The organism is Methanomassiliicoccales archaeon, from assembly GCA_035527755.1.
In the GTDB taxonomy this organism is placed as follows: Archaea; Thermoplasmatota; Thermoplasmata; order Methanomassiliicoccales; family UBA472; genus UBA472.
This window is the reverse complement of sequence record DATKZX010000025.1, coordinates 22,553-33,595: the sequence shown is the minus strand read 5'-3', so window position 1 is coordinate 33,595 and position 11,043 is coordinate 22,553. Positions and strand designations below refer to the sequence as shown.

General features: G+C 55.1%; 10 protein-coding genes. 5 read left to right on the top strand and 5 right to left on the bottom strand.

The window, feature by feature from the left end; genetic code table 11:
- Positions 1-269: 269 nt before the first annotated feature.
- Positions 270-1,532 carry a DEAD/DEAH box helicase gene (locus VMW85_08455; GenBank protein HUT28060.1) on the bottom strand — a complete coding sequence of 421 codons (1,263 nt, stop codon included), beginning with the start codon at positions 1,530-1,532 and terminating at the stop codon, positions 270-272.
- A gap of 467 nt (positions 1,533-1,999) precedes the next feature.
- Between VMW85_08455 and VMW85_08450 the strand changes: the two genes are divergently transcribed.
- Both VMW85_08450 and VMW85_08445 read left to right on the top strand, forming a co-directional pair.
- The gene (locus VMW85_08450; protein ID HUT28059.1) at positions 2,000-4,060 is read left to right on the top strand and encodes a hypothetical protein; all 2,061 of its coding nucleotides are present in this window, start codon (positions 2,000-2,002) and stop codon (positions 4,058-4,060) included.
- A gap of 316 nt (positions 4,061-4,376) precedes the next feature.
- Positions 4,377-5,744, top strand: a complete 1,368-nt coding sequence (locus tag VMW85_08445) for a HEPN domain-containing protein (protein HUT28058.1) — start codon at positions 4,377-4,379, stop codon at positions 5,742-5,744.
- A 76-nt stretch (positions 5,745-5,820) separates the two neighbouring features.
- Here the strand turns inward: VMW85_08445 and VMW85_08440 are convergent, their stop codons facing one another.
- The 4 genes from VMW85_08440 to VMW85_08425 all read right to left on the bottom strand — a co-directional run bounded on the left by VMW85_08440 (position 5,821) and on the right by VMW85_08425 (position 8,450).
- Positions 5,821-6,117, bottom strand: a complete 297-nt coding sequence (locus tag VMW85_08440) for a hypothetical protein (GenBank protein ID HUT28057.1) — start codon at positions 6,115-6,117, stop codon at positions 5,821-5,823.
- Positions 6,101-6,886: an NAD(P)H-dependent oxidoreductase gene (locus VMW85_08435; GenBank protein ID HUT28056.1), complete on the bottom strand. Its 786-nt coding sequence runs from the start codon at positions 6,884-6,886 to the stop codon at positions 6,101-6,103. Before VMW85_08435 ends, VMW85_08440 begins: the two co-directional genes overlap by 17 nt.
- Positions 6,883-7,392 carry a hypothetical protein gene (locus VMW85_08430; GenBank protein ID HUT28055.1) on the bottom strand — a complete coding sequence of 170 codons (510 nt, stop codon included), beginning with the start codon at positions 7,390-7,392 and terminating at the stop codon, positions 6,883-6,885. The genes VMW85_08435 and VMW85_08430 overlap by 4 nt, the downstream gene beginning before the upstream one ends.
- 134 nt (positions 7,393-7,526) lie before the next feature.
- Positions 7,527-8,450: an AsnC family transcriptional regulator gene (locus tag VMW85_08425; protein HUT28054.1), complete on the bottom strand. Its 924-nt coding sequence runs from the start codon at positions 8,448-8,450 to the stop codon at positions 7,527-7,529.
- A 137-nt stretch (positions 8,451-8,587) separates the two neighbouring features.
- Between VMW85_08425 and VMW85_08420 the strand changes: the two genes are divergently transcribed.
- From VMW85_08420 to VMW85_08410, 3 genes are all read left to right on the top strand, one after another.
- Entirely contained in the window at positions 8,588-8,842 is a 255-nt protein-coding gene (locus VMW85_08420; protein ID HUT28053.1) for a DUF5678 domain-containing protein, read from the top strand.
- Positions 8,843-9,048: 206 nt separating this feature from the next.
- Positions 9,049-10,071 (top strand): ATP-binding cassette domain-containing protein, encoded by a 1,023-nt coding sequence (locus VMW85_08415; GenBank protein HUT28052.1) that lies wholly within the window; start codon positions 9,049-9,051, stop codon positions 10,069-10,071.
- Between the two features lie 2 nt (positions 10,072-10,073).
- Positions 10,074-10,868, top strand: a complete 795-nt coding sequence (locus VMW85_08410; protein ID HUT28051.1) for an ABC transporter permease — start codon at positions 10,074-10,076, stop codon at positions 10,866-10,868.
- Positions 10,869-11,043 lie beyond the last annotated feature (175 nt).

Here is an 11,043-nt window from a genome sequence, read left to right as displayed (position 1 = left end):
GTTTCTTTGGATTTTACCAGGCTAGATACAATAGACGAATGAAAGATATGAGCGGATGAAAGGTCATAGAACAATATCGGATCGCGATCTAGTGATTTATTTTATGTTCAGAAACGAGCCAGACTCCGTGGATTTTTATATCACAACGCATCAACGGAAGACCGAATCTCACAAAAAGAACATCTGTTGACAGATATTATCCTGAGACGAACCCTTTCCGAGTGGAAAGGTCGGTGCCGGTTCTCACCGGTTTTCCGACCTCACCCTGCTCAGTTCGACCGCGATCCCGAGCTCGATCTCGGTGAACGTCCTTCGGTTCGCGGACCTGATCTGTTCGTCCATTGAGGCTGTCTCGCAGGCGCTCTTCCTCTCGGAGCGCTGTGGACCGCATTATTGTTCCTGAACTCCGGTTCAGGTCTAGGAACGATAGTTATGTCCAACTTCTCGATGGGCTTGCCGGTCCTGCGCTCGATATCCCTGATCATGCGGATCTCCTCTGGCAGGAAGAACGATATCGAAGTGCCTTCCTTTCCCGCCCTTCCCGTCCGTCCGATACGGTGTACGTAGGTGTCCGGATCGTTCGGCGCCTCGAAGTTGATGACACAATCCACGGAGCTGATGTCCAGTCCGCGTGCGGCAACGTCCGTGGCCACCAGGACCCGGATGGAACCGTCCTTGAAGCTCTGGATGACCTTCTCCCTGCGGTTCTGGGCGACGTCCCCGTGTATGGCGCCCGCGCGGTAGTTGTAGGCCAGCAGCTTCTTCGTCACCTGGTCGACCCTGCGCTTGGTCTGACAGAACACAATGGCCTTGGGATTCTCCAGGTCCAGAACGGTGTAGAGAGCGTCGCGCTTGCTGTCCTTGGTGGCTATGAGGTAATATTGTTTGGTCAGGTCCAAGACCGGTTCGTCCTTGGAGACCAGTATCTCCTGGGGGTTGACCATCTGACGCATCGCCAGCCGCCTGATGTCCTGAGACATCGTCGCGGAGAACAGCAGCGACTGCCTTCTCTTGGGCACCCTTGATAATATGAAATGGAGGTCCCGGGCGAAACCCATGTCGAGCATGCGGTCCGCCTCGTCCAGTACGACGATCGATACGTTCGAAAGGTTGAGGGCGTTCCTCTCTATGAGGTCCTTGGTCCTGCCTGGTGTGGCCACGACGATGTCCGTGCCCCTTCTGAGCCGGGATATCTGAGGCTCGATGCCCACTCCACCGTATATGGGGAGGGATTTGTGGCCGGTGTACTTGGCGAGCTTGGTCATCTCCTCGTATACCTGATTGGCCAATTCCCTGGTGGGAACGAGCACCAATGCGGACGGAGCCCTCATCCCAGGCTTGATCCCGTCCATTATTATGGTCCCGTAAACGCCGGTCTTTCCCGTACCGGTCTGAGCCTCGGCGTACATGTCGCCGCCCTTCAGGCCGACTGGTATTGCTGCAATCTGCACGGGTGTGGGTGTTTCCCAGCCCATGTCGTTCATCGCTCTGATGATCTCCTTTGAGATCTGTAATTCTGTGAAAGTTGTCACGATATTCACTCTGTGAGAAAATAAAACGGTCTGTAAGATCTCACAGACGAACTTTAATTTCTAAATGGTGTTTGCGATTATTGTATTTAAATGTGCGCACAAATTGATGTGCGAAACGACAGTTAACCAAATAACTGGTTGGAAAATGTAAGAAATTGGGCGGCATTTTCTTGTGAACCATTGATAAATTGAATATAAAATAATGTTAATAAAAAGAAGGGGTTGGAGCCGATATTTCAATTCCTGGGATTAATTTCTACAATATGGATGCGTCGCAACGTCTATTCGACGAGCCCCATTTTAGAACCTCAAAGTACCCTATTTTTATGTTCTTCCTTTTTATAAATTGAAATCGGAACTATTAATTATCATTCGAGAGAATGAATTTAGGATGGGCCTTTTTCGAGGGTCCGATCATAGGGGGGATTCAACTGAAAATATCAAAGATATTGTGTTTAGCACTAGCTATGCTGATGGTCATAGGGGCCTTCTCGGCAATGGCTGTGCCCGGTGCCGCAACGACCTCGGCCGTCCCGAGGATCGCTGACGTAGTGAAAATGGATATTGGACCAGAGGTCCGAGAACTGCAACCTAACCCGACTGAGGTCTTGGCCGCAGCTTCGGAGATATCCTTGCGATCTGGCTCGGCCGACGTATATGAGATCGGCGATACAGAGGACTATTATGTGAACGGATACGGACCAAGTAATTTTATTGAGTTCGAGAAGAGGGGAGAGGGCAGCGAGGTGGAGGTATGGGTCGCCACAGACCTGAGCTTCCCCGACGGCGACCCGCGTAACGACGTTCCGAGCAAGATCACCATATACGACTGGCAGATCGATTACCTCATTACTGAGTATGAAGAGGTCATCTTACCCATAGAGTCGGATTACTTCGGAACGCCCACGTTCCATGACGGATCGAACTCCGTCTTTGAGGGATGGGGCTATCCCTTCTTCGACGATGTCGATGGAAAGCTGATGATCATGGTCTGGAACATGGTCGATAACAGCTATTACGATCCGACCTATCCGAGCTATGTCGTCGGCTATTATTCACCGTCCATCGAGGTTTACTATGATCGAAATGTCATACACCTCGACAGCTATGACTGGACGAACAGGCTCGGTGCCGACGTAGCCCGACCGTACGTATACGAATCGACCGTCGCTCACGAGTACCAGCACCTGCTGCACGACGATCTGGACGCGGATGAGGTGTCCTTCGTCAACGAGGGTTGCTCAATGTACTCGGAGATGCTTTGCGGCTACGGCATCCCGTGGGGATACATCGAGCAGTTCCTGTTCACCCCGGACAACTCCTTGACCGAGTGGGGCGACCAGGGTGACATCAACATCATCGCCGATTACGGCGCGGCTGCGATGTTCGCCGTATACCTAAATGACCACTTCGGAGGAGCGGACTTCATCTCCGCACTAGCGGCCAATCCGGCCAACGGTGAAGAGGGAGTGACCGCGACCCTGGCCTCAGCTGGCTATGGGGATTGGGACTTCGATAGGGTGTTCGATGCGTGGAAAATGGCCAACCTGGTCCATACCGACGACTTCGGTGATGGCTGGTACAATTACGTATCGATCGATCTGAACGACCCTCAGGCGGGAGAGCTGACCACCTTGAAGATCAAGCCGGGGATGGGTTTCGTTACCCAGTCCTACGCCTTCCAATACACTTGGACCCAGGACGGGTACAATACCGGAACCTATCTGCTGGGACCGTACGGTACTGACTACCTTAAGGTCCAGGGAGTACGGGTCGGAGAGCTGCGCGATCTCAACTTTGTGTTCGACGGCAATGATAAATACGAACCGGGTTGGAAGCTCGCTGCCGGCCCTGCTGTTCCAGGGATCTCAGGCATGGCCTGGTATTCGGGTGCTAGCGACCTCAGGGACGTCTCCATCGTTGGAACGGTCGACCTGAGCGGTATGACCGAGGCGACCCTCACCTTCGATACCTACTATGCGATCGAAGAGAATTGGGACTTCGGTTTCGTGCAGATATCGACGGATGGTGGAACCACCTGGACCTCGCTGGAGAACGATCATACCACCTATGACCTTGTCTATGATGGCCACCCGGACATCGCGGATAACCTGCCTGGATTGACCGGATCCGGTTCTGGGAACATGGCGTTCGATCTGACCGATCATGTCGGCGGTGAAGTGTTGATCGCCTTCCGGTACATGACCGATTGGGGCTACACAGAGCAGGGCTGGTTCGTGGACAACATCGCCATCAATGGAGAGATCGTCGATAATGGTGATGATGTGCTGTCCTTCGTATCGATGCAGCCGCCTGTAGAGGTCGACTTCTCGGTCACCATCTACGCTCCAGCGTATAGAAATGGTGCTTTTTCGCTGCCGTACAATATGATGGTTCTGAACCTGGCGGATGATACCGAGACCATCATACAGAATCTCGCGGGTTTCTCCGGATACAAAGATGTGTACATCATCATATCTTCGGACGCCGGACCGACCAACTACAGATTCGGTCTGCTCAAAGGCTGAGCCAAACCTCTTTCAAATCTTTTTCTTTTTTCACTGATCTACAGATGAGAAAGATGATGACGGGGCGATTTCCTCATTGCCACCTGAGCCTTGATGATGATCCGAATGGTGGCATGTGATCTCACTCCGTCGGCCCTAGGTGGTCCTGGAGTGTCAGTGATGATCCCCGATAGCATCGATTATGCCGCTTGTACGAACATATTGTTCTAACAACTCCACATAAAGGAAGTGGACCTCTTGGGTCGCAATACCAATTAATTAGCACCCCGGATACGTTATAGCTGCACGATGATGGTGTTAGGACCGGAAGCGATGGTTGGCCAAGGTCGCAGTTACCTACGGCTTATGGCTCATACAGGATGATAACATGAAGGAAGCGTTCGTTCTCAAAGGAAAATGGTGGACCCCTGCCTACCCGGACAATGTCATCACCGGAGATATGAACTTCGACCCGTCCAAGGGCGCCATCCTGAACCTGGGCGGGATGCTCAGGGAGAGCGATACCTGCGCCATACCCTTCAAGATCGTGCTCGGGGAGACCGTTGACGGAAGGGCGATAACCCTGATCGGATCGAGCGGCATCTGGTTGGAGCACCCCTACCGCATCGTGGATGACGGTGAGCCGGACGTCCCTACCTGCTCCGCCCTCTGCGCTGACGTACTGGTGATCGGAAAGCACTATGGCTCGCAGGAAGAGATCGAGTTCAAAGGATTGACCATCGATCTCTCCTATCTTACGGACTGGGTAAAGGGGATGGAACCTGGACCGGCGCCTTCTCTGCCAAGGGCGCTCGCACTTGATTGCGACATAGGTGTCATCGGAAAGCTGATCATCGGGTCCGAGGGCGACGGCTCCTGCCGATTGACCATGGACCTCAATAACGAAATAGGCCTTGACCAGGGGATCGAGATGGTGCGCCAGCTGCGCAATCTGATGGCGCTGTTCATGCACCGGTCGACCCACGAGGTGAGGGTCTGGGGCGCCGTTGGAAGAGGTGCGGACGATGACGGTTCGAAAATGAAGGTGGAGGTCTTCTATCCATCCTTCGCCAACGATCGGGAGGCGAACCCGCTGGAACTTGAGGACATGCTCCTGCCATTGAGCAGCATCGGGGCGGACATGGGGAACATGGTATCCAAATGGTTCGCCATCAACGAGAACATGACGCAGGTCCTGGACCTCTATTTCGCCGCCTCGCAGAGCGCCGAGCTGTTCCAGGCGACCCGTTTCCTGATGTACATGCAGGCCATCGAAGCCTACCACCGTCACCGCTACCGCAATTTCGAAGTGGAACCGGAGGAGCACCGGAGACGCGTGGCGGTCATTCTGGAAAGCATACCTGAGCAGTACCGGGAGTGGATGAGGGACGGGTTGGAGTACAGCAATGAGCCTTCCCACGGTCAGCGGCTGAAAGAGATCTATGATGATCTTCGTGAAACCATGGACGAGTTCGTGGACGATAGGAAGAAGTTCGTTTTCCAGCTCACCCGGACCAGGAACCATCTGACACATTTGGAGGGCAACGGTGATGACATGGTCCTGAAAGGAAGCGATCTGGTGTTGGCGACGATGCGGCTACGATTGATGCTGGAGCTGTGCCTGCTCAAGGAGCTTGGCATCGAGCGGGACCGGATGCGGAACGCGGTGATGAGGAACACCATGTTCTCCCAGATAAGGATCTGATCGTTCGCTCAAGCCGATAAGGTCTTCCCATCTGGTCGGATCGCAGGAAGTTCAGAGCTCAGCCCAACTTGAATTTTTAAACCGATAGTATGTCCCTGATCTTGGAAACGCTCTCCTCCGACCTTCCCGATGGAACGGTCAGCTCGCCCACTGCCCACCCGCCTTCGAGAAAGATCATCGTGATGCCCATTCCACCAAGCCGTTCCACCGTGTCCGCTGTTCGTCGTAACCTCGAGTGTTCGATGCTCGATGAAGGACGCATCAACAGCACCATCACCTCGATCGATACCTTTCCGTCCGGACGATCGACCTTTCCCAGCCTCACCCGCTCGCTCTCGAGGATGAGCTCGAACGGTTCATCGATCACTGCCATCGGCACCATCCCTTTGGGGGGCCATGCCCCTCATGAAGAACTTCGCCACGGGCATGAGCAACGACGCCTTGATCCTCATTCCCATCCCGACGTCCACATCATAATAGTAGCGGTCCAGGTCCCTATAGAACTCGTGATCGGCGGGCAGCCATTCCTTCGCTTCGACCGATGCGCCCTTTAAGAAGAGGAAACGCATGTAATTGTTGAAACTGGGTCTCATGTCCTTGACCTGCAGGGCCTTATAGAATTTGTCGACCGCCTTTTCGAGGTCCGCCCGGCGCTTCACTATCGATCTTTCCTGCATCGGCCAGGGGAGCTGCGTGTATTCCAGCTCGCTGACGACCTCAGGACCTCCGATCGCTATCCGGAGCGCGTCCAATGTCTTCGCCAGCCCCGACCCTCCGTTCGCCACTATCATGACCTTCTTCCCGAAGAAGCGGGGACGATGATTGGTGTAGGCGATACGGTCCATGAAGTTCTTCATCAGACCGCTGACGTTCTGCACGTAGCCGGGGGATACCAGTATCACTCCGTCCGCGGCCTCGATCATTTCCTCGACGGCGACGATCTCCTTTCTCATCGGACACAGTTCCTCGCCCCTGCTAATGCACTGGAAGCAGCCTCTGCACTGCCCCAGGTTCGCATCCTTCAGCCTCAGGACCTCAAGTTGGACCGGCCCATGCGTTGCCAGCCTGCTCTCGATCGCCTTTACTGCCCTGGACCCGGTCCCCTCCTTCCGGGGGCTGCCCATTATCACCAGTACTTTCACAGTGCCACCTTCTCTGGGACCGATCCTGTCATCGGCCTGTACTTTAGCGCCAATGCGATCGCTGCGATGTCTATGGCCGCGCCTGCGACGAACCAATCGGACCAGAACGCCATCATGAAGAACAAAGATAGCACGCTGGACACCAGGACCGCATCTCTCCATACGACCGTTCTCATCTTGCATATGAGCCCGAACGAACCGGTGATCAGCCCCAAAGCCGCCACCAGCACCAATGCGGTACCAAAGAGATCGATGCTCGCAGCATCCATTCCAAGACCATCGAGTAGCCACGAGGTCCCGTTCTGAGTGAGGAAATTGCCCGGCCCCCCGTTCTCACGAGGGGACAGGAGCAGTATGATGTGCATGACGCCATGGACCATCAGGAACGGCCCGGCCAACGATGCGACGCCCCGTATGCCCTTCCGACCGCTTATTTCTGATATCTTTTCCTTGACCAAACGTATCACCCTGACGACAGGCGTTCTTCGCCTGCCTATCCTACCCATCCTAGAAGGGGGTGATATCCCTGTGTTCACACCGCGGTTGATGTTCCATCGCGACCTAATTACAATAATATCATGTTCCTCAACCATGATGTTGAAAAATGATGGTCCGGAGGTGTCGATAACAATCGTCTGGCCTACTGACCTTTGGGATGGGTGACGTCCATCGCCATGATATCCTTCCAATTGGAGTGGTACCAACCGGTGAATATGATGTCCGGCACCGCCTTGAGCACATCGCTGTCCTTCAAAATATCGTTCGTGAGCATCTCCAGGTCCTTCAGCGTCTTGGTCCAGGAGACGCAGGTGAACATCCCCGGAACATTGCTGAACGTCCGATAGTAATCGACCGTGGCCCCCAGCGAGTTCCTCATGGCCGCGATCTTAGCTCCCCGGTCCGATCCCTCGACCAGTTCTATGCTGATGATCGACACTATATCCCCGGAGAAACCAGGGTGGAGCGCGACCGCGTATTCGATGGCCCCGATCCTGTTCAAACGGTCCAAGCGCCTGTTCACCGTGGCCGCCGTGACCCCCAGTTCCTTCGCCACTTCGGCCGATGCCTTCCTTCCGTCCTTGACCAGGGAGGAGATCACGCGTCTGTCCAAGGGGGTCAGCGGCTCATCGTGTATGGTGGCCGGTTCCTTTCCCGATCTTGGAACGGCCTCCAAGCCGATCCACGCGTCCTTTAGGAGCGCGGCGTTCCTTACGAACTCGAAAAGCCCGTCCAGCTCGCTGCTCCGACGCAGCGTGCAATAGACATGGACGATGCCCCCGCTGCCAAAAAGCACACTGGAGACGAGATCGCTCCCTTCCAGGGCCTTGATCGTCTCCTCGCGGGTACGGCGATGGGACCGCCCGCAGATGGTCACCGGCACCGCCTCCAGATAGGAGGAGGAGATGGTCGCTGAGAATCCCAATATTATCTTCTCCTCGATCATCTGCTGAACGCGACGATGTACCGCCTGCACAGAGACCTCGAGCTCGTCCGCCAGGTCCCTATAGGTGGCCCTTGGATCGTGTACCAAGAGATTGATGAGACGGAGGTCGCTCCTGTCCATTTCTTAGGAATCGTCGCCCTACGATTTACATTGTTCCATACCGTTCAATGCAATGGCCCCTAGCACGATCGAAGGTCCGATAGAAAGAATAATGTCCTCCAAGCTAGAATATTATTACCGTAGGGGGAATTGATGTGATGGATGACGAAGAAGGGCGTGAGAGCATGAAGGACATGAGGAACGACATGTGGTTCAAGGAGAACTACATCGACCTGATGCAGAAGTACCCGCGGAAATGGATCGCGGTCCTGGACCAGAAGGTCATCGCCGATGGTCTGTCAAAAACGGATGTCGAGGTGGAAGCCGACGAGATCGCCGGTGACCAGGAATATTCGCTGTACTTCATCCTTCCAACCTCCACCGTCACCGATGCTGGCTACTCGCATCGATAAGGGGCGTGACGACCCCCATTTTTTCAGGCGCGAGAGATCGCGGTGGAAGGAGACCTCGGTCGAATGCGAGAATGGTCCTAATGTGACATTTTCTCTATTGTTCGATCGAAAGGTCGGTGATATCTAAATAAGGTCAGAGAAAAGTACCTAGACGAATTTGGGGAACTCTGATCGCCCCATGCCATATCCCCAGGTCGATCGATCCTATGTCCGACATAATTACGGTTAAAAATTTGGTCAAGCTCTACGATCCCGATATCCGCGCCGTCGACGATATCTCCTTCACGGTCACAAAGGGCGAGATATTCGGTTTTCTCGGCCCCAACGGAGCCGGTAAGAGCACCGCCATCAAGGTTCTTACCACCCTTCTAAAGAAAACCTCCGGCGAGGTCGATATCAATGGTTTCGACATCGAGAAGGACGCTCGTGAGATCCGTAGGATCATCGGCTACGCCTCACAGGAGATCGGCGTCGATGCCGACCTTTCCGGTCGAGAGAATCTGATCCTCCAGTGCCGATATTTCCACATTCCCAAGGATAAGGCGGTGCAAAAGGCGAGCGACCTGCTCAAGACCGTGGGCCTCGCCGACGTCGGCGATCGGATCGCCGGCACGTACTCCGGGGGAATGAAGCGCCGTCTTGACCTGGCGACCGCCCTGGTCTCCGACCCGGAGATCCTTTTTCTTGACGAGCCGACCACCGGGCTGGACCCCCAGAGCCGACGTGCCATCTGGGACCACATCCGGGACCTGAACCGTAAGGGCACCACCATCTTCCTTACCACCCAGTACATGGATGAGGCGGACCAGCTGGCTCACCGCCTCTGCATCATAGACAACGGCAAGATCGTGGCCGAGGGAGAGCCGAGCGAACTGAAGGGTCAGATCGGCGCGGACATGATACGCCTGGTCATCAAGGGAGGGGAGGACCCGAACCTGGTCCGCAAGGCGGTGGACATGGTATCTCAGCTACCTGGTGTCAAAGAGGCGCAGGACTGTACCAATGAAGGCATCAATTGTACCGATGGCATCGTGATCTACAGCACCAACGGCAGCAATCTCGTGCCGCTGATCGTCCGCTCACTCGATAGCGCACAGATCGAGATCGATAACCTGGTATTGGCCAAACCGTCGCTGGACGACGTGTTCATCAAGTTCACCGGAAAACATCTGCGGACCGATCTTCAGAAGCTGCCGCCCAAGATCGGCTTTCGTTCCCGGAGGCGCTGATCATGGAGCTGAAATTGGACTTTCTCACGGAGATCTCCGCCATCTTCAGTCGCTGGATGCGCAAGCTGGTACGACGCCCGACCAACCTCACCTTCTCCATGATCCAACCGCTGATATGGTTCCTTCTGTTCACGCAGGCGTTCCAAGCGGTCGCTGACATCCCCGGTTTCGAACGTCTCACCGGTACCGGTTCCTATCTCACCTTCTTCAGCGCCGCGGTGATCGTTCAGACCGTGCTGACATCCGCTTTGCAGAGCGGACTAGGTATGGTCGATGACGTCGAATCTGGCTATCTTGACAAGATGAGGACCACGCCCGTCCGGCGCTCCTCCATACTGATGGGCAAGGTGTTCAGCGACGGCTTCCGCATCGTCATGCAGGTCTCGATCATCATCGTCCTCGGTTACATCCTGGGGGTCCAGGTGGCCGCCGGTCTCCCCGGCATCGCGATGATACTGCTGATGGTCATGTTCTTCGGCATAGCCTGGTCCGGCATCTCGACGTTCGTAGCATTGACCACCAGGAACTCCGAGTCGACGCTGGTCATCTCCATCATGTTCGTGTTCCCGATGCTTTTCCTCTCCACCGCGGTGATGCCCATGGAGTTCCTGGCACCGTGGGTGCAGACGTTCTCAGGATACAATCCGGTCTCGTACGTGGCCGATGCCGTACGAGGGATGATCATCCATGGCTTTGACTGGGGTCTGATAGGACAGGCGTTCCTGGCCATAGCCATCGTCGGAACGATCACGCTGAGCGCGACCACCATGATGTTCCGTAGGGCCCTGTCCAAGTGACCCTCGGATCAGCTGGTTCCCTGGACGGTACTCATGCCGTGCCCGGAGAGGTCACTGAAGTGATCGCCTAGCGTGACCGATGATCTGGAACCATGCTCGATATGGAATAGGAGATCGGGGACCAATTGACCGAGGATGCCTGAAGAGCGGTTCGATGAAGGGCGAGCTGGGCGGT